General features: G+C 66.1%; 17 protein-coding genes and 2 pseudogenes. 4 read left to right on the plus strand and 15 right to left on the minus strand.

Features of this window, described 5'->3' with window-relative positions:
• The first annotated feature begins 177 nt into the window (after nucleotides 1-177).
• Nucleotides 178-1302 (plus strand): tyrosine-type recombinase/integrase, encoded by a 1125-nt coding sequence (locus ACLQI9_RS08040; RefSeq protein WP_442385297.1) that lies wholly within the window; start codon nucleotides 178-180, stop codon nucleotides 1300-1302.
• 255 nt (nucleotides 1303-1557) lie between these two features.
• Here ACLQI9_RS08040 and ACLQI9_RS08045 read toward each other — a convergent pair whose 3' ends face one another.
• Entirely contained in the window at nucleotides 1558-2004 is a 447-nt protein-coding gene (locus ACLQI9_RS08045) for an SDR family oxidoreductase (RefSeq protein WP_442385299.1), read from the minus strand.
• A gap of 10 nt (nucleotides 2005-2014) precedes the next feature.
• A complete protein-coding gene (locus ACLQI9_RS08050) occupies nucleotides 2015-3733 on the minus strand; it encodes a thiamine pyrophosphate-binding protein (protein WP_442385301.1) in 1719 nt (572 codons plus the stop codon).
• Between the two features lie 777 nt (nucleotides 3734-4510).
• Between ACLQI9_RS08050 and ACLQI9_RS08055 the strand changes: the two genes are divergently transcribed.
• Both ACLQI9_RS08055 and ACLQI9_RS08060 read left to right on the plus strand, forming a co-directional pair.
• Nucleotides 4511-5791 (plus strand): PucR family transcriptional regulator, encoded by a 1281-nt coding sequence (locus ACLQI9_RS08055; RefSeq protein WP_442385303.1) that lies wholly within the window; start codon nucleotides 4511-4513, stop codon nucleotides 5789-5791.
• Nucleotides 5788-6006 (plus strand): SRPBCC family protein, encoded by a 219-nt coding sequence (locus tag ACLQI9_RS08060; RefSeq protein ID WP_442385305.1) that lies wholly within the window; start codon nucleotides 5788-5790, stop codon nucleotides 6004-6006. Before ACLQI9_RS08055 ends, ACLQI9_RS08060 begins: the two co-directional genes overlap by 4 nt.
• A gap of 209 nt (nucleotides 6007-6215) precedes the next feature.
• Here ACLQI9_RS08060 and ACLQI9_RS08065 read toward each other — a convergent pair whose 3' ends face one another.
• The 12 genes from ACLQI9_RS08065 to ACLQI9_RS08120 form a co-directional block, all read right to left on the minus strand.
• The gene (locus tag ACLQI9_RS08065; protein WP_442385307.1) at nucleotides 6216-7193 is read right to left on the minus strand and encodes an NAD-dependent epimerase/dehydratase family protein; all 978 of its coding nucleotides are present in this window, start codon (nucleotides 7191-7193) and stop codon (nucleotides 6216-6218) included.
• A gap of 67 nt (nucleotides 7194-7260) precedes the next feature.
• Complete coding sequence (locus tag ACLQI9_RS08070) at nucleotides 7261-8490, minus strand: serine hydrolase domain-containing protein (protein ID WP_442385309.1); 1230 nt, start codon at nucleotides 8488-8490, stop codon at nucleotides 7261-7263.
• A gap of 15 nt (nucleotides 8491-8505) precedes the next feature.
• Nucleotides 8506-9105, minus strand: a complete 600-nt coding sequence (locus ACLQI9_RS08075) for a hypothetical protein (RefSeq protein WP_442385311.1) — start codon at nucleotides 9103-9105, stop codon at nucleotides 8506-8508.
• A gap of 25 nt (nucleotides 9106-9130) precedes the next feature.
• Entirely contained in the window at nucleotides 9131-10747 is a 1617-nt protein-coding gene (locus tag ACLQI9_RS08080) for a long-chain fatty acid--CoA ligase (protein WP_442391445.1), read from the minus strand.
• Nucleotides 10744-12267 (minus strand): WS/DGAT/MGAT family O-acyltransferase, encoded by a 1524-nt coding sequence (locus tag ACLQI9_RS08085; protein WP_442391447.1) that lies wholly within the window; start codon nucleotides 12265-12267, stop codon nucleotides 10744-10746. Before ACLQI9_RS08085 ends, ACLQI9_RS08080 begins: the two co-directional genes overlap by 4 nt.
• 150 nt (nucleotides 12268-12417) lie before the next feature.
• Complete coding sequence (locus ACLQI9_RS08090; protein WP_442381278.1) at nucleotides 12418-13293, minus strand: alpha/beta fold hydrolase; 876 nt, start codon at nucleotides 13291-13293, stop codon at nucleotides 12418-12420.
• 277 nt (nucleotides 13294-13570) lie between these two features.
• Nucleotides 13571-13792: a hypothetical protein gene (locus ACLQI9_RS08095; RefSeq protein WP_442381280.1), complete on the minus strand. Its 222-nt coding sequence runs from the start codon at nucleotides 13790-13792 to the stop codon at nucleotides 13571-13573.
• Nucleotides 13793-14037: 245 nt separating this feature from the next.
• Complete coding sequence (locus ACLQI9_RS08100; protein WP_442381282.1) at nucleotides 14038-16941, minus strand: arylsulfatase; 2904 nt, start codon at nucleotides 16939-16941, stop codon at nucleotides 14038-14040.
• Nucleotides 16942-17117: 176 nt separating this feature from the next.
• On the minus strand, nucleotides 17118-18008 hold the full coding sequence (locus tag ACLQI9_RS08105) for an alpha/beta fold hydrolase (RefSeq protein ID WP_442381284.1): 891 nt from the start codon (nucleotides 18006-18008) through the stop codon (nucleotides 17118-17120).
• Between the two features lie 228 nt (nucleotides 18009-18236).
• The gene (locus tag ACLQI9_RS08110) at nucleotides 18237-18620 is read right to left on the minus strand and encodes a DUF1330 domain-containing protein (RefSeq protein WP_442381286.1); all 384 of its coding nucleotides are present in this window, start codon (nucleotides 18618-18620) and stop codon (nucleotides 18237-18239) included.
• A 55-nt stretch (nucleotides 18621-18675) separates the two neighbouring features.
• Nucleotides 18676-19758, minus strand: a complete 1083-nt coding sequence (locus ACLQI9_RS08115) for a zinc-binding dehydrogenase (RefSeq protein ID WP_442391449.1) — start codon at nucleotides 19756-19758, stop codon at nucleotides 18676-18678.
• Nucleotides 19758-20318, minus strand: a complete 561-nt coding sequence (locus ACLQI9_RS08120) for a 2,4'-dihydroxyacetophenone dioxygenase family protein (RefSeq protein ID WP_442381290.1) — start codon at nucleotides 20316-20318, stop codon at nucleotides 19758-19760. Before ACLQI9_RS08120 ends, ACLQI9_RS08115 begins: the two co-directional genes overlap by 1 nt.
• A 180-nt stretch (nucleotides 20319-20498) precedes the next feature.
• Between ACLQI9_RS08120 and ACLQI9_RS08125 the strand changes: the two are divergent.
• Nucleotides 20499-21092 (plus strand): annotated as a pseudogene (locus ACLQI9_RS08125) (AraC family transcriptional regulator ligand-binding domain-containing protein); the annotation flags it as partial.
• A gap of 224 nt (nucleotides 21093-21316) precedes the next feature.
• Here the strand turns inward: ACLQI9_RS08125 and ACLQI9_RS08130 are convergent.
• Nucleotides 21317-21685 (minus strand): annotated as a pseudogene (locus ACLQI9_RS08130) (hypothetical protein); the annotation flags it as partial.
• Between the last annotated feature and the right edge of the window lie 307 nt (nucleotides 21686-21992).

Consider the following 21992-nt stretch of genomic DNA (forward strand, 5'->3'; position numbering starts at 1 on the left):
TGGTGCGCGGTACTGGGATTGAAGTAGGCTGTGGGGGGTTAGCGGGTTTGGTGCCATGACCAGCCTTTATGGGCTCTGAACTGGTCATAGCCGACACAGTACCACCGGAATTTCGCGGAAACTCAACAACCCTCGGGTAACCTCATTGTCTTAGAATTGTCTTGGACAGGAGCGGTGATGACACGGGCCAAACGCACCTTCGCCAACATCACCCAACTGCCCTCCAGGCGGTGGCAGGTCAAATACACCGGGCCGGATGGGATACGCCGCTACGCCCCGCACACGTTCGACACCCGCCTGACCGCGGAGGCGTTCGTGGTCGCCACCCGCCGCAAGATCGACCGCGACCAGTGGGACGCCACCGACCTCGACCCCATAGAACACATCACCTTTGGCGTCTACGCGGCCCGCTGGCTGGCCAACCGACAGGTTCGGGGCAGACCCATCAAGGCCCGCACCCGCGAGCATTATCAGCAGATCTTGGACGACCACCTGAGCCATTTCGACTCGCGTCAGCTCGCCGTGATCAAGCCGAAAGACGTCCGCGCGTGGTACGAGGACACGCTGACAGACCGGCCCACCATGAGAAGCCACGCTTATTCGCTGTTGCGCAGCATCTTCGCCAGCGCCGTGAATGATGAACTGATAGACGCGAATCCGTGCAGAATCGTCGGCGCCGGCCGAGCCGACCGCGTCCACAAGATCCGCCCCGCATCCGTGGAAGAGCTGGGCGTGCTCACCGCCGCCATGCCCGAACGGCTGCAACTCATGGTCACCCTCGCCTCCTGGTGCGCTTTGCGATTCGGGGAAACCGTGGAGTTGCGCCGCGGCGACGTGGACCTGTCCCAGGAGGTCATCCGCATCCGCCGCGCGGCCGTCAGAACCAAAGGCGCCTACACGATCACCACCCCGAAGTCCGAAGCCGGCATCCGCGATGTGGCGATCCCGCCGCACATCATCCCCGCCATCGAGCAGCATTTGGCCAAACATGTTGACAGGGGCCGTGATTCGCTGCTGTTCCCCGCCGAGCATGGCGGCCACCTGCAACCGTCCGCGCTGCAACGGCACTGGTACAAGGCTAGAGAAAAAGCCGGGCGGAAAGACTTGAGGTGGCACGATTTGAGGCATTCGTCGCTAGTCCTGGCTGCCGCTACCGGCGCCACCCTCGCCGAACTCATGGCCCGCGCAGGCCACTCCACGCCGCAAGCAGCCATGCGTTACCAGCACGCCGCGGCTGGTCGGGACCGCGAGATCGCGGCGCTGCTGTCGAAGCTCGCAACCGGCGACACGCCGGGCGTGTGACGGAACCTCTAGTAAGTTGGGAACCAGGCTGAGACAAATTCCATTTAAAAGACGCAAGTTCTCGGAACCGGGCAACACACGGGTCGTTAAGCACACATAGGTCGATAAAGCGCCCAAGGTTCCACAGGCGGCCATGCCTGAATTGGTCGCCTGAATGCCGCTGTCTATCACACAGCGAAGGAACTTGCGCACCCATGACCACACAACCCGATGCGTTGAACCGCGCCGACCGCCGGCGTGTGACACGTGGATACGTCACCCAAGAAGAAGCCGCCGAATACCTCGGCGTGACCTCGCGAACCATCCCTGTTTGAGCATCCGCGGCACGAACGCCTGCACACCGTAGGCAACGCCGAGCAGGTTCACGCCGATCACGCGCTCCCAGTCCTCGACCGTCGTGGTCTCGATGTCGCCGCCCTGGCCGATACCGGCGTTGTTGTGGAGGATGTCAACGCGCCCATCGGCTGCAAATACGGCCTCGGCGAGCGCCTCGAGGTCCTCGGGCCGTGATACGTCGAGTGGATGATGGGTGGCGTCGCCGTCGATCTCGCCCGCCGCGGCGGCAGCGGCCTCGGCGTTGAGATCGGCTATGTGGACCTTCGCGCCGTGCCGTGCGAGCAGCCGCGCGGTCGCGCGGCCGATGCCCGAGCCGGCACCCGTGATGACCGCGATTTTGCCGGTCAGGTCGATGTCTTTAGCCATGGCGACACTCCTAGACAGTGGCCGGCTTCGCTGGTCCGGAGTAGACCTCGAAGAAGCGCGCCGTCATCTCGACGGGCAGGGCGAGGTTGGCGTCGTGGTCGGTGCGCAGGCAGACCAGGCTGGGACCGTGGTGCTCGCGCGGGCGCCGCAGCGCACCGTCGAGGTCCTCGATGCGCTCCACGTACTCGCCGTGACAGCCCAGACCCTGCGCGACGAGATCCCAGCGGATTTCGCCCTGGGCGGTCCCGAAGGTGGTGCCGTACAGCTGGCGCTCGTTGAGCTCCTCCATCGTCCACGAGCCCTCGGCACACACGATCACGGTGATGTCGATGCCCTCGCGCGCGGCGGTCTGCAGCTCCATGATGTTGAAGCCCGCGGCCCCGTCACCCGTGACGCAGACGACTTCGCGCTCGGGCGCGCCGAGCTTGGCGCCGATGGCCGACGGGATTCCCGTACCGAGCATCCCGAGCTCGAGGATCGAGTGATAGGACCGCGGCCGCGTCGGCGGCAGCATGTTGTACGCCCACAGGGAGGTGTTTCCGCCGTCGACGGTGTACACCGCGTCCGGTCCGAAGACCGCGCCAATTGCGCCGACCGCGCGCGCAGGATGGATGCCCGGACCCTGCCACTCGAGGATCGGTGCCGCCATCTGCGTGCGTACCTGCTCATCGAGCTCGCGGTAGCGGGCCAGGTCCGCGCCGTCGCGCGTGCCGAGGTTCGTCGCGCGCAGCCGCGTGGCGATGCCGTCGAGCGCCACCCGCGCGTCGGCGAGGATGCCCAGATGCAGCGGACGCGTGACACCGATGTTGCGCGGGTCGACGTCGATCTGGATGAGCCGTTTGCCCTCGGGATCACCCCAGTACGCGTCGTAGGGGACGTCGAGATTGCCCATCCGCGAGCCAACGACCAGCAACACATCGGCCTCGCTGCGCGCGAGGTCGCCACCGGGGCCGAAACCGAAGACATAGTTGGGGTGATCGGACGGGACGCTCGCGCGGCCGGCCATCGAGCTGATCGCCGGGCAGCCGAGCAGCTCGGCGATCTCGAGCACTAGATCGCGTGCGTCGGCACGATCGACGCCCTGGCCCGCGATCAGCACCGGGCGCTCGGCGCCGGCGAGAAGCGCCACGGCCTGGTCGAGCTGGCGGTCGGACGGCTGCGGCGGACCAACGCGGTATGCGGCGGGCGGCCACACCGATGCCGTTTGTGGGTCGCCGGTCTCGTACAGAACGGGTGCCGGCACCTCGACGTGGACCGGGCCCGGGCGGCCGTTGTGCATCTCGCGAAACGCAAGCCGCAACACCTCGGGAATCCGCGCCCACTCGAAGATCGGCCCGCCCCACTTGACCGCCGGCCGGAAAAGGTCGAGCTGGTCTTGGCCCTGGAACGTCGAGGGCGACGACGGGTAGACGATCCCGAGCCGGTGCTGGGAGGTGATCGCCAACACCGGAACGCCCTCGTGCAGCGCCGTGACGACCCCTGGCAGCAGGTTCGCCGAACCGGGGCCGGGATTGCCAAGCACAGCGGCGACCTTGCCCGTCGTCTTGTAAAGACCCTCGGCCATGTGCACGCCTGCCGCCTCGTGCCGCACCGGCAAAAGCCGGATGCCATGGGCTTCCAGTTGGGCCAGCAGCGGATCGATCTCCGGGCACGGCAGGCCGAAGAGAAACTCGATCCCCTCCGCCTGAAGCGCGCGGGCGAACAGCTCGCCGCCGGTGATCTCAGTCATCTCCAACCTCCAGTTCAGCTCTGTTTGGGCTGTCCTCTGAGGCTGCCGGACCCATCCGACGGAAGCCATCGATGTCTGTGACCGACCGTACGCCAGTGAAGGCGTAGAAGCCGCGTCATCACCGCGACATGCGGCCAAACTCTTGAGTTCTTCGCATCCACCGAGCCGCGCCAGATACGTTGTCCAACCCATGTTCCGACTCGTGCTGAGCCTTACCCTGGATCGGATCACCACGCACCCTTCCAGGAGTAGGGGCCGAAGTCCCCGGCCAATGGGTCCTTGGTCGTCGCTTCTGAACCCGCCGTTGCCGGTGGAGCAGGCGCGATAACAGCTCGTCTCGGCGCAGCCACAAGCACCCTGCTGTGGGGCGACCACGAAACGATTACGTGCTGACGGCGAACACCGCGGCAGCGGTTCGCGACGCGGTCACGACGGATCGGCGTGACCGCTACCGTGCACCTGGTTCACAGGCTGATGCCGCTTCTGGCAGCGGTGAAAGTTTGACGGACAGCGCGCGGGCTCGGGGAGCCAGCCGGAATTTTGGGCGGCTCCGTCGCGGGGATGCCTATCGCCATCAATCGCACGCCCACGAGCGTCGTTGCGGCGAGCACGCTGAGCCTGCCGTGGACCACGTCTCGATCAGGTTGGCGGAGTTGTCGCATGCTTCGATTATTGTCAGCGGGCCAGGTAGGCGCTTGTCTGTGCGCGCCAACGCTGCGCTGCGCTGTTGTCGGATATCCGCACCGCCGCGACACGGGCAGCGCTAGCGTGCGCAGTATGCAACCGGCCTGGGTGGGCGCTCACGGTGAGACCGAGCGTCGGCTGTGGTCGACGGTCCTGCAACCGGCGGCCGTTGAACTCGAAAAGCGCGCCAACGAGATCTCCGACGCGGTCGTGGGCTACATCAGCCAGCGGCTGCCCGATCTACTCGGCAACGCGCAGGCGCTGGAAGCGAACCGGGCCAGCACCGAAGCGAGTATCCGCGACTTCGCTGAGATATTGCAGTCCGGCGCCGATCCCCTGCATGCCACCAGCCTCCGCTCGGCGACCCTCGACTACGCGCTGGACGGTGCCCACCACGGCGTACCGCTGACCGTGTTGCTGCGCAGCTACCGGCTCGGTCACGCCGCCACATCGCAGCACCTCAACGCGATCCTGGCCAACCATGTGACCGACGCGGACGAGCTGAACCGGGCGATCGAGTTGTGTTCGGCATGGATGTTCGCCTACGTGGACGCCGCGCTCTGCCTCCTCGACGACGCGTACACCACCGAGCGTGACCGCTGGCTGCGCAGCGCCGCCGCCAGCCAGGCCGAGACAATCGGCGCCATCCTGTCCGGGCAACCGATCGATATCGAGGTGGCAAGCCGGCGGCTGCGCCACGAACTGCAGCGCGTGCACGTCGCCGCCATCGCATGGCTGGACACCCACGAAGAGGGCCGCAATACGCTGGCCCTGCTCGAAGCCGCGATTCGCGACATCGCCGCGGCGATCGGCAGCCAGCATCCGCTTGTCCAGCCCCTCGGCACGTTGTCGGCAGCAGCCTGGATAAGCACCAAAGGGGACGTCCCGTCGAGAGTCCTCGACGAGCTGCGCTTCCGGACGGCGACGGCACCCGGGGTTCGTGTCGCGATCGGCGAACCCGCCCGCGGCATCGCGGGATTTCGCGCCAGCCATCTCGAGGCACTCCACGCGCAGCGGATCGCCCAGCTGGCCGGCCGCGGCGAAGGCAGCATCACCCGCTACCGCGACATCTCGCTGCGCGCACTCGCCACCGCGAACGTCGACCGGGCCCGCGCCTTCGTCGCCTGCGAGCTGGGCGCACTGGCCGCTGCCGATGACACCACCCGGCGGCTCGCCGCCACCGTGCGCACCTACCTCGACGAGAACGGAAGCCGCGCCAGAACCGCCAAACGACTCAACGTCCACGAGAACACCGTCTCCTACCGGCTGCGGCAAGCCGAGGAGATCCTGGGTAGATCGGTGGACAAGCGCACCCTCGAACTGCGCGTCGCACTCACCCTGGCCGATCTCGTCGACGAGACGCTTGAAACATGACATTCGGATTCCGGGTCGAGCGTGCGACATCTGCTCCGCCTGCAGGTGTGTATGACCTTCTCGCCGACGCGGCGGCCTGGCACGAATGGGTGCCGTTCATCGGTTATTCGGAACTGATGAGGCAGGGAACGCCTGACCCCTTTGGCGCTGGGGCCATCCGTCGAGTGGGTGTGTTCAACGGGGCGAGCGTTGACGAGGAGATCGTCGAGGCCTAGCCAGCCCACTACCAGCGCTACCGGGGCGTGCGCGGCTTTCCGGTATCGCAGTACTGCGGGGAGATCTGCCTCAATGAGGTCGACGCCGGTACGGAGTTGGTCTGTCCGTTGCCTTCGAGCACGTTCCCGGCACGGGTTGGCCTCTGGGGCCGGTCATCCGCGCGGTGATCACCGCGATGGTCGACCGCACGATCAAAGTGGCTGAACAATCAGCGTGAGGCCAGTGCCTCCAGGGTTTGCGCAGCAGTGTATTTGGGCGTCCAGCCGAGTAGCGACTTGGCTTTGCCGGTATCCATCAGCACTGAAGTTCGTGCCACGTGGAAGATGCCGGCTTCGGCGGGAAGGAACGGTAGTCGGGCTACTATTGCCGACCCGATGGTGGCGGTGGCGGCGGGCACCCGTACGGCGCGTCCGCCCAGGGCCGCCGCGATCTTAGATAGCGATGTCTCGCCGTCCCCGGCGATGTTGTAGGCCCCCGGCGGAGCCGAAGTCGTCGCCGCCAATGCGATGGCCGCGGCGACGTCGTCATGATGGACGAGCTGAAGCGGGACACCGTGGTCGGGGAAGGGCAGCTTCAGAAGGGGTATCGCGCGCGTGACCGACCGGAATGCGGACGGAAACCGATTCCACGGCATCGCGTCGGCCAGCGCGGTCGCCTTCGGTCCGGCGACGATGCACGGACGAAGCACGAACACCTTCAGCGAAGAGCCATCGGTGATCGCGGCGAGCGCGGCTTCGCAGGCGGCCTTTTGCGCGGAATAGTCGTGCTCCGGTGATCCGCGGGGCGGAACGTCTTCGGTGAGCGGATCCGGGTTGTCGCAGTGGTAGCCGTAAGCCGCGGCCGAAGACGTGTAGACCAGCCGCGTCACCCGCTCGGCAGCGACAGCGGCCTCGAAGACAACGCGTGTCCCCGCGAGGTTGACGCGCTCACTTTCCGCGCGCGAACCCAGCACGATGAATGCGAGATGGATGACGACATCGGCGTCGGCGACCAACGCGTCCACCGCGTCTCGGTCCATGATGTCGCCCCGTTGATAAGTCGTCTTTGTCCACCCGTGCAAGGCCGGATCGAATGGCCGGCGGGCCATCCCAACGATCCGGTCCACGGCGGGGTCTCGTTCCAGGGCAGTTACTGCCGAGATTCCGATTTCGCCAGTTGGTCCTGTCACAGCCACGGTGAGTCCCATTGGCCTGTCCTCTCTTCCGGATCACACGGACCGACCCATGTCGGCATTGCCCACTTTTGGAGTGCATTCAGGTTTGCGACCTCGCCCCGACGATGTCTCGGAACAGGGCTTGGCGAAGCGCGAGTTCGCGTGGATCGTTGTAGAGGTGGAAGCCGGCTCTGTTCATCGCGTACGCGAACCCAATTCCGGTATCGGGATCGGCGAACCCGAACGAGCCACCGGCTCCGGGGGTTCCGAACGCATTCTCAGACGAACCGAAGCTGAACTTGGGGAAGGGTTTGATGTAGCCGAGTGAGAATGTCGTCTCGACTTGGAGCACCTTGTCGCGCAACCCCTTAATAGGTGGAATCGCGGGCTTGGCCAGCGCATCGAGAGTGCTCGCTGTCAAACCGAGATCAGAACCACCTGTCGCGACGCAACCGTAGGCTTTGGCCACCGACCGTGCGGTACCGATGCCGTTGGCGGCTGGTATCTCGACCGCACGAACCTCTTCCCGGTTGTAGGCGTGGATATCACCAATGCCTTTGGGGTTGCCGAGTGTTCGAGCTGTCAGACCTCGCGGATTCAATACGGCGGCCACAAAACGTGGCGGCATCGTCTTGAGGTGCAGCAGCAGCTCGCGTTTCGAAAATCCGTGCAAGTGGGCCACGCGGTCGCGGTCCACCGAGGCCGGCAATCCGATGTAGAACTCCAGCCCAAGTGGTTTGGCAACCTCGTCCGCGAAGAACTGGCCCAGTGATCGCCCCAAAGGGTCCGCACGGCGGATGAGTTCGGATTCATACCAGCCGAGCGTGACGGCGTGGTAGCCGTGTCTGGTCCCAGGGGTCCAAGCGGGGGCCTGCGCCGCGAGCACCGCCGACATCTTCGCCGGGTCCGCCAGGTCGCGCAGCGTCAGAGCCGCGTCGATGGCGGGCAGCCCGGCTTGGTGGGAAAGCAGTTGGCGGACTGTGATCGATCCTTTGGACGCTTGCGCAAACTCCGGCCAGTAATCGGCCACCTTGGCGTCATACGAAATGAGTCCCCGAGCGGCGGCGACTGCGATCGCAAGCGCGGAAACACCTTTGGTGGTCGAGAACATGTTGACGAGGGTGTCTTCCTGCCATGGAGCTTTGGTGATCCCATTGCGGAAGCCACCCCACAGATCGACAACCTTGACGCCATCACGGTAAACGGCGACGGCCGCCCCGACTTCGTGACCGCTGACCATGTTGCGGCGAAAAACATCAGCGACTTTCCCGTACCCCTCGTCGACGTCCCCGTCAATGAGACCGGGCGGCACTGTGACCCTGAGAACCATCTGCAACTGTCGCGGTCACGCGGTGAACGGGTTGTGGGCCGGGAGTGGCTTGATCAGCGGGTCGAGCAGCTTGCCGGCCTGCTCCACGCTCAGGACATCGGCGGGGTCGAGCGGGATGATCTCGCGGACGGTTTCGTCGTACTCCCAGACGTCCTCGCCGACCAGGCGGCCCTCGTCGTCGTAGGGCCAGATCATGTGCTCGGCAGATTTAATGAGGTACATGGCGTCGGGGTCGACGGGCACGCCGTCCTCTGCGAGGACGTGACCAGGGGTCTGCTGGTACATCGTCGATGTCGAGACGACCATGTTGTCGCTGACCGCGAGCTTCTCGTCGTCGACGTAGAAGACATTTTGTCCGGTGCGGGTCCACTCCCTGTACACCGTCTGGACGGCCTCGGCTCCGTCGAGCGTGAGGACCTTGCCGTACATGTTGAAGTGATAGACCGGCTTGTCGACGGTCATGTCGGGGGCGAAGATCTCCTCCCAGTGGCCGGCCATCTCCAGGTAGCGGTGCCGGTTGTAGGCGTGCAGCAGGTAGAGCTGGCGGGGGTTGTCCGTCGTCTCGATCAATCGCTCGACTGCGATGTTGGTCTTCGTGATGTCGAAGCGGCTCATTTGTCGGTTTCCTTCCTTGGTGGGTTCAGGCTGGCACGAATTGGTCGCGCAGCTGGGTCTTCTTGAACTTGCCCGTGGCCGTACAAGGTATGGTCGCCACGAACTCGAAGCGATCGGGCAGTTGCCACTTGGCGAAGTCGCGCGCGAGGTGCTCACGCAACTCCGCCGTCGAAGTCTGCGCGCCGGCGCGAAGTGATACGACCGCCAGTGGGCGCTCACCCCAACGGTCGTCGGGCACGGCGATCACCGCGGCCTGCGCGACGGCGGGATGCGCCATCAGGTGGTTCTCCAGGTCGACCGAGGAGATCCACTCGCCGCCGGACTTCACCAGGTCCTTGGACCGGTCGCAGATTTTGATGCAGCCGTGCGCGTCGATGCGGACCACATCGCCGGTCTTGAACCAGCCGTCGCCAGTGAAGCTTTCGGCGCCCCGTCCGCGGTGGTAGCCGGCCGTGACCCACGGCCCGCGGACTTCGAGCTCGCCCAGGGCGGCGTCGTCCCAGTTGATGAACTGCCCCTCGTCGTCGCGGGCGCGAATCTCGAACAGCGGGCTGGCGACACCCTGCCGCGCGCGGTATTGGTACTGCTCGTCGGCGCTGCCCTCGTCGAGGTTCGCGGGCAGCCGGCACACCGAACCCAGCGGTGCGGTCTCAGTCATCCCCCAGGCCTGGATGACGCTCAGACCGTGACGGTCGAACCCCTCGAGCATCGACCGCGGCACCGCGGCGCCACCGACGACCAACCGGTCCAGGACCGACAGGTCCCACCGGCCTGGTTCGGCGTCGAGCGCTGCCAGCATCCCCATCCACACGGTGGGAACACCCGCGGTCATCGTCACGCGTTCTTCCGCGAGCAGGTCGAGCACACTGTCGGGGTCGAGATGCGGCCCCGGGAGGACCAGCCGCGCTCCGGACATGGCTGCAGCGTAGGGCAACCCCCACGCGTTCGCGTGGAACATCGGGACGACCGGAACGATTGTGTCCCTTGCCGATACGGCGAGCTGGTCGGGCAGCGCCGCAACAAGGGAGTGCAGCACCAGCGCCCGGTGCGAGTACACGACGCCTTTGGGCCTGCCGGTCGTGCCCGAGGTGTAGCACATCGCCGCCGCGCTACGCTCGTCAAGTGCCGGCCATTGCACCGGCGCAGCGCCGGCGATCAATGACTCATAGTCGAGCGTTCCCGCCGGAGGGACGGCCGCGCGGGAGACAACGATGACATGGGCGAAATCGCTTGCAGCGCGGAATGTTTCGAAGACTCCCAGCAGCGACTCGTCGACGACGATCACCTTGTCCTGGGCATCGTCGACGATGTAGGCGAGTTCGTCGGGGAACAGGCGGGGGTTCAGGGTGTGGATGACCGCACCCATCGCGGGCACGGCGAAATACAGTTCCAGGTGCTCGCTTTGGTTCCACAACAGCGTGGCAACCGGGTCTCCGTCACGCACGCCGAGCGCGGTCAGCGCGCCGGCAAGGCGCCGGGCGCGACCGGTGCACGCTCCGAGCGTGGTGCGAGAAATCGCCCCCGAGGGCCGACGCGAGACCACCTCGCGGTCGGCGTGGAACCGCTCGGCCCGCTCGACGATGCTCGTCAGCGACAGCGGGTAGTCGTCCATGCTGGTGCCGCCGAGCATCTGCCCGTTCATGAGGTTGCCTTCCGACGCGCCGAGGTCTTCCGACCGATTGGGGTCGGTTGTGATTCGTGGACCTTCGCGAGGTCGCGAAGCTCGTCCAGGCCGACCCGCATGGCCTCGAGGATGGGCCACGGGTCGTCGAGCTGTTCGCGATCTACCACGATCCCGAACTCCAACGAGTCCAGGTAGCTCATCACGGTGATGTTGAGGCCGATCCCGTCGAGCACTCCGGAGACCGGGAATTGTGCTCGTTGCCGTGCTCCGCCGAGATACATCGGCACTGAGGGACCCGGAACGTTGGAGATCGCGACGTTGGCGGGCTGGTTGATGCCGCGCACGCCGATCAGCCGGGATGTCGCCCGAGCTGCCTGGGCGAACAGGGCCGGCGGGATGAAATGGTTGGCGTCCAGCAGCAACGACGCCGGCAGCGCGCTGTGATGCTCCTTGGCGGCTTTCATCGTCTCGTTGATCCGGCGCAGCCGCTGCATGGGGTCGGCCTCGTCGGTGGGCAGCTCGGCGATCATCACCGAGACCCGGTTGCCGAACGTGCCCATCTGCTCCGGGGTGCGGACCGATATCGGGATGAAGCCCGCCAGCGGTTGGGCCGGCAGCTCTCCGCGCTCGTCCAGCCACGAACGCAACGCGGAAGTACACACGGCCAGGACAACGTCGTTGACCGTGCAGCCGAAGGTGTTCTTGATCGTCTTGACGTCAGCCAGCGATAGCGATCCGAACGCGACCCGGCGGTGCGCAGATATGCGTGTTTGGAATCGAGTGTGGGGTGCGATCAGGTCGTTGCCTTGCGGTGCGGATTTGTCTCCACCGGCCGGAATCAGCCGCTTGATCATTCGGCCGCTGCGTGCGATCGTCTTCACGCCGGGCAGGTGGCGAAGCGTAGCGACGTCGTCGAGGTGAGGCACGGTGGTTGGTGCCGCACGCAGCACCCGCAGTGGCTGGCGCAACATCCCGACGAGGCCACGGCCCAGCATCTGTACCTCGGACGGGAAGTGCTCACCGACCGCCGCAGACGTTGGCTCCGGCTCCCGTCCGGTCGCGGTGTCGTCGAGCAGAATGCTCATGACCTCGGCGCCCGAGACTCCGTCAACGGCGGCGTGATGCATCTTCGTCAACACCGCCACCGCGCCGTCCTGAAGCCCGTGGATGACATACACCTCCCACAGCGGGCGCGCCCGGTCGAGCTGACGGCCGATCAGGTCAGCAACCTGCGCTGCCAGCTGTCGCTCGTTGCCCGGCGATGGCAGCGCGAGCTCGCGGACGTGGTACTCGACGTCGAAGGTGCCGTCGTCAACCCAGTACGGGTAGTCGAGGCCGAACGGGACGGACGCCAGCCGCCAGCGGAATGTGGGCAGCAGATGCATGCGCTCGGTCACCAGCTCACGAACCAGTGCCGCATCCAACGGTCGGCCCGATGCGGTGTTGGGGTCGTAGACCCCAAGCACGCTTACGTGACCTTGGGTGCGGGCGTTTTCCAGAGCCAGGAACTGGGCGTCGAGACTTGTTAGTTGTCGCATGCGTCGATCTTTGGCCGGCGGGCCGGGTGGGCGCTTGTCTGTGCGCGCCAACGTTGCGCTGCGCGGTTGTCGGATTTCCACAGGTCGTGGTTCGCGCGCTGATGGAAAGCTTTTCGGTATGCGCCGCGCGGACAAGCTTGGCGAGGGCGATCACGCCGCGCGTTCGAGCAGACTGTTCAGCTCACCGGCCACCTCGGTGGGTGCCTCCGTTGGTGTGAAGTGGCCGACATCGTCGAGCAGGCGCAGGCGCGCGTCGGGAATTCGAGATGCGAAGGCACGCGCGCTGGCGGGAGTGCAGTACGGGTCGCGAGCACCGAACAGGACGGTCGTGGGAGCCGTAATCCGCGGGAGGGCCTTGCGCGCACGTACGACGGCGCCAAGGCCTCGCCGGTAGGCGGCCCAGGTCAGTGCGGCGGCGCGGCAAGTGTCGGACTGGCGGTACGGGTCATACAACTCGTCGAGCGTGGCGGGATCGATCGGTCGTGCGCATGGTCGCAGGAACAAGCGCTTGAAATCGTTCTCGCGCGACAAAGTCGCGGCGACGTTTCGGAGACCGACGACTGGGACCAGAGAGATCAGCGCCGGCACAGGTGGGCGAAACAGCTCGAGAAAAAGCGTGGTGTTGAGGATTAGCAACGACGCCAGGCGGTCGGGGTTGCGGACTGCCCACATGAGGCCGACAGGTCCGCCGATGTCATGGACGGCCAGATGTATTGGTGCCTTGGGCACCACACGCTCCAGCAGCGCCTCCAGCAGCCGCGACTGTCGAGCGAGCGAATAGTCGTACTTCGGGGGCTTGTCCGACCGCCCGAACCCGGGCAGGTCGGGAATGACCATGCGGGCGCTGTCACCGACCACTGCTGCGACATCCCGCCATGCGACCGACGACTCAGGAATGCCGTGTACGGCGACGACGGTTGGGCGGGCACTTGCGGCTGGGGCGGTGTCCACACAGAACACGCCGACCCCGTCGATGACGTGGCTGGAGCCGCCGAAGTCGTCCGCGGGCGACCCTGGTGTAGTCATGATTGGCAACTCCTCTGCACCTTTTTGGTGACATTACGGTCAAACATCGATGAGCAGAGCGGAACCGGCATATCGCCTCCCGAGTTCAGATAAGCACCGGCAGCAGCAACCCCCACGAGCGAACGGTGCTGTGGCCGCTGGTGTCGAGAACGGTGCGCCATGGCCGCGACGATCTTCGGCAGTCCGCAAGGCATCCTCGACCTCGCGCACGGGAATCGTCGGGCCTCAGTGCGCCATTCGGCACTCCCATGCCATAGAGCTGGGCGACGAATGCCTTCTACTTTAGCTCGGCGTTGGGCCAGACTTCGGTCACAAGCCCGAGGCGCAACGCCTCGGGGCCAGACACAGTCTTGGCGCGAAGGATCAGATCGACTGCTCGATCGCGGCCGACGCGCTGCCGGGCCCTGGGGCACCCGGCCTTCTTGCCGACGATGTAGCCCAGCGAGCTCTCCACCTCGGCAAGCGCGATCTTGGCGGCGAAGCCGGTGTCGTCGGTCACCCGGGCGAGCGGGGTCGTGATGTCGCGCTCGTGGACCCAGAAGTCGAAGGCCCGGATGGCGGGGAACCGTCCGTAGGTTCCGGGGCCCGTTCGGCATCCACGAGGGGCGTTCGAGGTCCCGGCTTGAGAGCGAGGCCAGATCCCGCCGACGGTGGTCGTGGGTCGCGCGGATCCGTTCGACGAAGGCTGCGCTGTCCAGACCGGTTGCGGGCGAAGGGAATTGCTGTCGTCGCTGGCCGGCGCGGTCAACCGGCGGCACCCTGCCCAACGGCATGGATCGCGACGTGGGCGTGCAGGGCCTGCTCGGCCTCGGCGTGGGTGGGCTTGAGGTCGAACACCACCTCTTTCACCGTTCCGGTGAACGCGTAGGGGGCCTTGGGCTCGTAGTCACGGTCGACAACGAGCCCGTTGTCGCAGCCAATGTCCATTCCGGCGTAGGACGAAAATGCGACGGGCACGGTGCGCGGCATGTCGCCTTCGCCGATAGCTTCGTCGCCAGCCCACAGCGTTACGTGGCCTCCGGCGCCGGGGGTGGGCTTGTCGATCTCGAACAGCATCTTCACCGTGACATCGCCGGTGGGGATCGGCTGGGCGGACACCTGCTTGTAGGTCTCTACACCCAGGAAGGAGTAGGTGTGATGCAGCAGGTGTTGCTCGTCGACCCACAACGCGAAGCCGCCGATGAAGTCGGCGTTGGCCACGACCACCCCTTGGGCGCCACCGTCGGGAACGTTGAGGTGCGCCTCGATGGCGTACGAACGGCCGAGGATGCGGGGAATAATACCGCGCTGAATGTTTTGCACGTCGCCTTTGAACGTGAACCGGGTGGTCGTCGGCATGGGCGGAAGAATGTCGAAGAACACGGCCATCCCGCCCAGCAGCGGCAGGACCCGGTTGCGTTCGGCCTCCTGCCAGAACAGGTCCTTGAGTTCGGCGAGCTTCTGGGGTTGATCGGCCGCCAAATTCTTCGCCTGGGGAAAGTCGTCGGGCAGGTAGTACAGCTCCCAGACGTCCTTGTCCGGGTCGTATACCCCGGGCGCGAACCGTTTCATCGTCTCCGGTGTGAAGTCCCACGGCGCCTTGTCCAGCCGCGCGCACGCCCACCAGCCCTCCTGGTAGATGGCGCGGCTGCCGACCATCTCGAAGTACTGCACGGTATGCCGCTCCTCGGCGCCGGCGTGCTCGAAGGTGTGGGCGAAGCTGGTGCCGTCCATGGGTTCCTGGTCGATGCCATCGACACTGGTGGCTTCAGGTATCCCGGCGGCTTCCAGCACGGTGGGGGCGATGTCGATGCAGTGAGTGAACTGGGTGCGGATTTGTTTGTCGGGCCGGATCCTGCTAGGCCAGGCCACCACCATCGGGTCGCGTGCTCCGCCGAGGTGGCTGGCCATCTGCTTGCCCCACTGGAACGGGGTGTTGTTGGCATGCGCCCAGGCAGCGGCGAAGTGCGGCGCGGTGTGATCGCCGCCGAGTTCTTCGATGCCGCCGTACTGTTCGATGAGCGCCAGCTGGTGGTCGGCGTCAAGCGGCACGCCGTTGAGGAAGGTCATCTCGTTGAACGAGCCGGTGATTGTCCCTTCCATGCTGGCGCCGTTGTCGCCCCAGATGTAGAAGATCAGCGTGTTGTCGAGGTCGCCCAGGTCGTCGATCGCGTCGAGGAGTCGCCCGACGTTCCAGTCCGCATTCTCCGAAAACCCGGCGAACACCTCCATCTGCCTCACGTAAAGCTTTTTCTGTGCGGCGGACAAGCTGTCCCACGCCAGGAACAGCTCCGGGCGATCGGTCAGTTCGGTGTCCTGCGGGACGATTCCGAGGTTCTTCTGCCGTTCCAGGGTTTTCTGCCGGTAGGCGTCCCAGCCGTCGTCGAACTGGCCGCGGTACTTGTCGGCCCATTCCTTGGCCACATGGTGCGGGGCATGGCTGCAGCCGGTGGAGTAGTACAGCATCCACGGCTTCTGGGCGTCTTGGGCGCGAACGGCGTGCAGCCACTCCACCGCCTTGTCCGTCAGGTCGTCGGGGAAGTAGTACGTCCTCTCGTCTTTTCCTTCGGGGACCCCGATGACGGCGTTGTCCTGGGTGATGATCGGGTCGTACTGGCCGGCGGCGCCGGATAGAAAACCCCAGTAGTGGTCGAATCCCCATCCCAGCGGCCAGTTGTCGAACGGACCTGCCGCGCCCTGAACGCCGTCGGGGGTGAGGTGCCACTTGCCGAAACCGCCCGTGACATAACCGTTGTCGCGCAGAATACGTGGCAATGCCGCGCAGCTGCGCGGCTTGACCGAGGAATAGCCGGGAAACGGACCCGGATACTCGGCGACGGAACCAAAACCGACCCGGTGATGGTTGCGCCCGGTCAGCAGCGCCGCCCTCGTCGGTGAGCACACCGCGGTGACGTGGAAACGGTTGTAGGTCAGCCCCTGCCGCTGAACACGCGTCAAGTTCGGGGTGCGGATCGCGCCCCCGAACGTGTCGGGGCCCCCGAAACCCGCGTCGTCGATCAGCACGATCAGCACGTTGGGCGCCCCCTCGGGCGCCTTGGGGCCGGGAACGATCGTCCAGTCGCCCACCGATTGATCCAGCGTGCGCCCCATCGTGCCGCCGAAGTCGCGGTCCGGCAGCGGCAGCCGGGTGCGGTCAGGATCAAATTTGCCCATCGCCTCGGTCAGCGCCGATTCCATTTCCCGCAGCGTCGAATGCTCCAACTCCACAACCGATTTCATCGGCGACCCTGCCAGCGCCTGCTCGACCGCAAGCCGGCTCTCGGGCGGCAACACCGCGATGATCACCCCGGTACCGGCGGCCAGCGCTTGCCCAATCTTGTCGTGCAGACCGCTCTTGAGTCGGTGATCGGCGAATGTGCCGGCCAGCGCACCCGCGGCCGCGCCGACCGCCACCGATGCCAGCAGCGCCGGCGCGAACAGACCCACCGCGACACCAACACCCGCCCCCCAACCGGCGCCCTTGCGGCCCAGGTGGTTGCCCGTGTCGATCACCGTGGCTTTACCCTCGGCGTCCTTCGCCACGAGCACCGCCCCCCGAAGCGCGATGTCCTTGGTCCTGACCCGTTCGGCCAGCGCATCGAAGTCCCGGCGAGCAGAATCGAGGTCCGGATAAGCCGCCACCAGCACCAGCGCATCGTCTTTACTCATACAGGCTCTCCGTTTCGTTGCCGCGGGCTTACAGAGCAAAGCCTATGTCGAAGCCTGTCCCCGGTGTCGACTCGCCATATAGAGCCGAAGGTCCCAAGCCTCCGAACCGATTCGCCGGCCTCGTCGAGACGACCGAACGGTGGTCCTGGCTGGCGGCCTGCGCATGCGTGGTGGTGTCAGACGGGTTCGCGCAGGAAGGTGCGAAGCCTGGCCAATACCAATTCGGGCTGCTGTTCGGCGATCCAATGCCCTACGCCGGGCACCAGTTCGATGTTGAAGTCCTCGACTTGCCTGTCAAATTCTCGCAGCAGGGTAGGTGTGATCACGGGATCTGCGGTGCCGTGCAGCCATCCGACCGGGACCTTGACGTGTTTGTCGGCGAATTCTCCGCGCAGCCATCGCAGGAACTCCCGAGTGAGGAATGTGCGGTACCAGCGCGAGCAGGCTATCGCGTGCTCGCGATCGTGCAGCGCGCTTGCATATAGCCGGAAGTCGTTTTCCGGCAACATATATCCCGCGCCCACCCACTTCATGACCAGCCGCAGGTAGCGAGCTCTGGGATCGGCGATGATTTGCGGTCCGACGACCGGCAACGCCAACGGGATCTGGTACCAGAACCGCCAAAGATGCCGAATCAATGGCCCATCCAAGCGCACCCATGGTGCGCCCGTGTTGAGTCCGAAGAAGCCGGTGACCTTCGCCGGGTGGCGCAGCATCATGATGAATGCCACGAAGCCGCCCCAGTCGTGGGCGACGAGTGTCACCGGGCCTACGTGTAACCGGTCGAGCACGGCGGCCAGGTCATCGGCCATGTCATTCTTGCGGTAAGCGCCGGCCGGCGCGGAACTCCAGCCCGCGCCGCGCAGGTCAGGGCACAGCACCCGGTAGCCGTCGGCGGCCAGCGGGCCGATGAGTTCTCGCCACTCCCACCAGTGCTGCGGGAAACCGTGGACGAGCATCACGGGCGGCCCGTCGGGTGGTCCAGCCTCCGCGACGTGAATCGTGACACCGTCGCCAAGGTCAACGAAACGGTGTTGAACGCCATCGAGTTCGGGCAGAGCGGTCATCGTTATCTCCGTGCTAGTCGTGCTCGGATTGGTCGCGGTCTTTCGACGGCATCAAGGCAGCTGTGTCGAAAACCGCGCCTCATTGCGGTTCTAGGGCGCGTCTTTCAGTGCCGAGCGTGTGGTGAATCGTGCCTGGCCGGATGTAGGCGCCCGGTGGTGCCGGCGTCGTCGAGGCGATCGCCGGCACCATCAGGCGGCCTACCACGACCGCGGCCGTGAGCGCGGCGCTCAGTCCGCGACCGACCATGTCGACGTCGCGATCAGGTCGCCGCGGTCGAGGGCGGCGGCGCGGTGCTCGTGCACCTTGGCGTACGCCTCGGTGCTCACCATGTCGATGAATGCGGCCGGTGTCGGGTACTCAACGATGAGAATGGCGTCCCACCAAGGCCGCTCGCCCTGGCCGATGACGACAGCCGGCGCAGCCCCGCCGTAGCGGATGGTCGCGCCAACGCGCTCCAGGTGCGGAGCAACTTCCTCGCCGTACTGCAGGTAGCGCTCCAGCCCGCCGGGCTGCTTGAACTTCAACAGGTTGACCATCAGCACCGGTGCGTCGGCAGGCCGCGCGACCAGGGCCGCGACCTGTTGGGAGGTGATTTCTAGCGTGGTGCTCATGTGTATCTCCTTTTCTGGGTTGGTGGTTGAGCATTCACTTCTGCCGGCCCGGCGATCACCGTGTCGGGTCGAGCAGAATTTTCGCGTCAGACGGCGAGTTCGCTAGCCGGTCGAACGCGTCGGCCATCTGATCCATGCCGACGGTGCCGGACAGCAACGGCGCCACATCCAAGTCACCCGCGGCGAGATGCGCGAACGTCTGGGCGAACTCCTCCGCCGAGTACATGATCGCGAACCGGATGTCGACTTCCTTCAGGATCGCCACCACGGGCTCGAAGGTGTCCGACGTCATGCAGATGCCCGCCACCACGATGCGCGACCCGGCCGGGGAGCCGGCCACCAGTTGCTGGATGATCCCCGGCACGCCGACGCACTCGAACGCGACGGTGGGCCGCAGCGCCAACTGGCCGAGAAGCGGTGTTGCCGAGGCCATTTTGGCCGGATCGTCGGTGGCCGCGGCCGCCGCCCACGCTTCGTAGGGCGATCGCACGGCCGGGTCGATGACCACGTCGGCGCCCAGGCGCTCGGCCAGCGCGCGACGCTCCGGCGAGAAGTCCGCGGCGACGATCGTCCGCTCGCCTTGGAGCCGCAGCACCGCGATGACCGCCAGTCCGATTGGGCCGCAACCTACTACCAGCGGAACGTCGTCGGGTCCCAGCTCTGCCTTGGCCACCGTCCGGTAGGCGACGGCGAGTGGTTCGGTCAACGCGGCGATCTCGGTCGGCACGTGATCGGGAACCTCGATCAGCAGTGCCTCCGACAGCACGATCCGTTCCGCGTAGCCGCCGGGCGTTTCCGCGCCGCCGAAGCCGAGGTACGCCGGCTGCTGACGCAGCAGCGCCGGCATCGACACCACGCGGCTCCCGACCGGGATGCGTCCCGTCGTCTGCGGGCCGAAACCGATGACGCGCCCGACGAACTCGTGACCGAACACCACCGGCCGCGACAGGTCCATCAACTCCACACCCAGCGCGGTGCGGGTAGCGGCGTTGAACTCCGGCCCGTGGCTGGCGCAGTGCAGATCCGACCCGCAGATCCCGCACGCCTGCACGTCGACCAGGACTTCACCTGGGCCGGGCACCGGCTCGGCGATCTCCTCGACGCGCAGCTTGGCGTCCTGCATGACCACGGCGCGCATCACGCCTCCTTCGCCATGAACCCGGCGCCGCCGCCGCCGATGTAGTCCACCGGTCCGGCGTCCTGGGCGTCGGCGGTCACTCCGACGAGATGGCGGATCGTCACCGCATCGAGGATGGAGTGGAACTGGCCGTCCTCGGTGAAGTTGATGTTGCCGCCCTCGACCCGGATGAAGATCACCGTGTCCTCGGTATTGGACTCCGGGCACACGAAGGTGTGCACCGACCCGGCCGGCTCATACAGGTAGGACCCGGCGGTCTGCGGTTGGTCGGGGTACTCCAGGTAATGCCAGCGGCCCGACAGGGTGTAGGCCTCGGCGACGCCGGTGTGATAGTGCACCGGCAGCTGGGCGCCGGGGTTCAGCACGGCCAGCACCACCCAACAGCCGGCCTCCAGGTCCAGGCGCAGCGGCTTGAAATGCACACCGGGTGCCAGCGCATCGCGCAGCAGAGGGTTGTCGGCTTCGTTGATGGTCAGCAGCTCGCCCTGGGGCAGGGCAACCAGCGGCAGCGGCGAGCCGGAACTCGTCGTCGTGGTCGTAGGTTCGACGGTGAGAGTCATCGTTAATCCTTGAATCGCAATACCTCCCGCCGAGAGGCCGGCGGCAGGGCGGTGGTTTTACCGCCGACTCAACGATGCGGGTCGACCGCTGCCGAAGTCTTGACTATTCGGGACAACTTTTTAGCTATCGGGGACATGCCGGCGGCGACGGACGAAGGAACGCGATTAGCATCTGGGGACATGTCGTTGGTACGCGGGACGGCGCTGTCGAGCTATCCGGACCTGGTCACCGAACTGGGCGCTGATCCCGCAGCGTTGCTGCGGAAGGCCGGGATCCGCGCCCAGGACATCGGCCTCTACCACGTGTTCGTCTCGCTGCGGGGCGTGATTACGGCGGTGGAGTCGGCCGCCGAAGCGACTGGCACAGCGGATTTCGGCCGGCGGCTCGCGCAGCGACAGGGCATCGAAATTCTTGGTCCGGTGGGTGCGGCGGCCCGTACGGCGGCCACCGTGGCCGACGCGTTGGGAATTTTCGCGAACTTCATGGCTGCCTACAGCCCGGCCCTCTCGGCTCACGTCGCGCCGCTGAGCGAGCGACCTGATCGGTCGTTTTTCGAATTCCGCATTCTGCTGGAGCAATTGCCCCCGCACGCCCAAAGCATCGAGCTTTCCCTGGGGGTCACGCTGAAGGTGTTTCGGCTGCTGCTCGGCGCGCAGTACTGCCCGATCTCGACGCACCTGACCCACGAGCCGGTCACCCCGGCCGATGAGTATCGCGAGTACTTCGGCTGTCGAGCCCTTTTCGCCGAGCCGCGCGCCGGCTTCACCATCCGCCCGACGATGGCCGGCTCGAGCAGATCGGTGATCAGCCGCCCGAACGTCCCGAAGTGCCCGACAAGCGGGGCAGTCGGATCCGGGGCGTGGCGGAAACGGGCCGTAGTGACCAGTCCGGGGTCGGCTGCGGTAGCCACACTGCAGGGGACCGGCAGCCACTCGGCCGGCCGGGCTCGCGGGCAGACTTGGCTCAGTAGCCGCCCCCAGCTCGGTATCGAGACCAGCACCCGGTCTGCCGCACCAGCGACGGCCCAGACCATCGCCCGGTTGACGACGGCCACCAGGTTGTGCCGGAGCGGCTGGCGGACGAATGGAAAGGCCACCTCGTGGAACATGACCCAGACTGGAGCCACCCGCCTGGCCCGGACAGCGACCCACGCGGCGAATGGGAGGTTCATCGCCTTCAGCCCGAACGCGTGGGGGACGTACTGGACCAGGATTCGGTCCGGGCGATCGCGGGCCAGTTCTCGGCCGAGCCGGCGGAGTCCTCGGAGGCCGAACCGGTCGGGCAGCCGCCGGACCCGGACCCCGGGAGGGCCCGAGTCCGGGCCGAGACCTTGGGGCGGTGCGTACACGGCCACCTCGTCTCCCATAGCGGCAAGCCGCTCGGCCACCAGCCGGGTGTAATCGCTAACTCCGCCGGATTGCGGCGGGTACTCCCCCGTCAGGATCGCCCAGCGGGTCACGTTCGTCCTTTCGCCATCTTTTTGAGGGATAACATGGAAATGGATGGCGGGCTACCGTATCAGAGTATGGCGACGGCTCGGCGTCGGGGCTCATACCTTAACCGAATATGACTTGCTGACTTAGAGCGTTAAACCTGCTGCCTGCGGCGGACGGCGACCAGATAAACTCGTCCACCGGCCGGGCAGTCGGACGGGCCGACAACCTCCCGTGGGG

The sequence above is a fragment of the Mycobacterium sp. genome (assembly GCF_052143115.1).
In the GTDB taxonomy this organism is placed as follows: Bacteria; Actinomycetota; Actinomycetes; order Mycobacteriales; family Mycobacteriaceae; genus Mycobacterium.

Excerpts from the sequence above, each read along its gene's own strand:
- ACLQI9_RS08040 (WP_442385297.1), top strand. The coding sequence starts at position 178 with ATGACACGGGCCAAACGCACCTTCGCCAACATCACCCAACTGCCCTCC.
- ACLQI9_RS08045 (WP_442385299.1), bottom strand. The coding sequence starts at position 2,004 with ATGGCTAAAGACATCGACCTGACCGGCAAAATCGCGGTCATCACGGGT.
- ACLQI9_RS08050 (WP_442385301.1), bottom strand. The coding sequence starts at position 3,733 with ATGACTGAGATCACCGGCGGCGAGCTGTTCGCCCGCGCGCTTCAGGCG.
- ACLQI9_RS08055 (WP_442385303.1), top strand. The coding sequence starts at position 4,511 with ATGCAACCGGCCTGGGTGGGCGCTCACGGTGAGACCGAGCGTCGGCTG.
- ACLQI9_RS08060 (WP_442385305.1), top strand. The coding sequence starts at position 5,788 with ATGACATTCGGATTCCGGGTCGAGCGTGCGACATCTGCTCCGCCTGCA.
- ACLQI9_RS08065 (WP_442385307.1), bottom strand. The coding sequence starts at position 7,193 with ATGGGACTCACCGTGGCTGTGACAGGACCAACTGGCGAAATCGGAATC.
- ACLQI9_RS08070 (WP_442385309.1), bottom strand. The coding sequence starts at position 8,490 with ATGGTTCTCAGGGTCACAGTGCCGCCCGGTCTCATTGACGGGGACGTC.
- ACLQI9_RS08075 (WP_442385311.1), bottom strand. The coding sequence starts at position 9,105 with ATGAGCCGCTTCGACATCACGAAGACCAACATCGCAGTCGAGCGATTG.
- ACLQI9_RS08080 (WP_442391445.1), bottom strand. The coding sequence starts at position 10,747 with ATGAACGGGCAGATGCTCGGCGGCACCAGCATGGACGACTACCCGCTG.
- ACLQI9_RS08085 (WP_442391447.1), bottom strand. The coding sequence starts at position 12,267 with ATGCGACAACTAACAAGTCTCGACGCCCAGTTCCTGGCTCTGGAAAAC.
- ACLQI9_RS08090 (WP_442381278.1), bottom strand. The coding sequence starts at position 13,293 with ATGACTACACCAGGGTCGCCCGCGGACGACTTCGGCGGCTCCAGCCAC.
- ACLQI9_RS08100 (WP_442381282.1), bottom strand. The coding sequence starts at position 16,941 with ATGAGTAAAGACGATGCGCTGGTGCTGGTGGCGGCTTATCCGGACCTC.
- ACLQI9_RS08105 (WP_442381284.1), bottom strand. The coding sequence starts at position 18,008 with ATGACCGCTCTGCCCGAACTCGATGGCGTTCAACACCGTTTCGTTGAC.
- ACLQI9_RS08110 (WP_442381286.1), bottom strand. The coding sequence starts at position 18,620 with ATGAGCACCACGCTAGAAATCACCTCCCAACAGGTCGCGGCCCTGGTC.
- ACLQI9_RS08115 (WP_442391449.1), bottom strand. The coding sequence starts at position 19,758 with ATGCGCGCCGTGGTCATGCAGGACGCCAAGCTGCGCGTCGAGGAGATC.
- ACLQI9_RS08120 (WP_442381290.1), bottom strand. The coding sequence starts at position 20,318 with ATGACTCTCACCGTCGAACCTACGACCACGACGACGAGTTCCGGCTCG.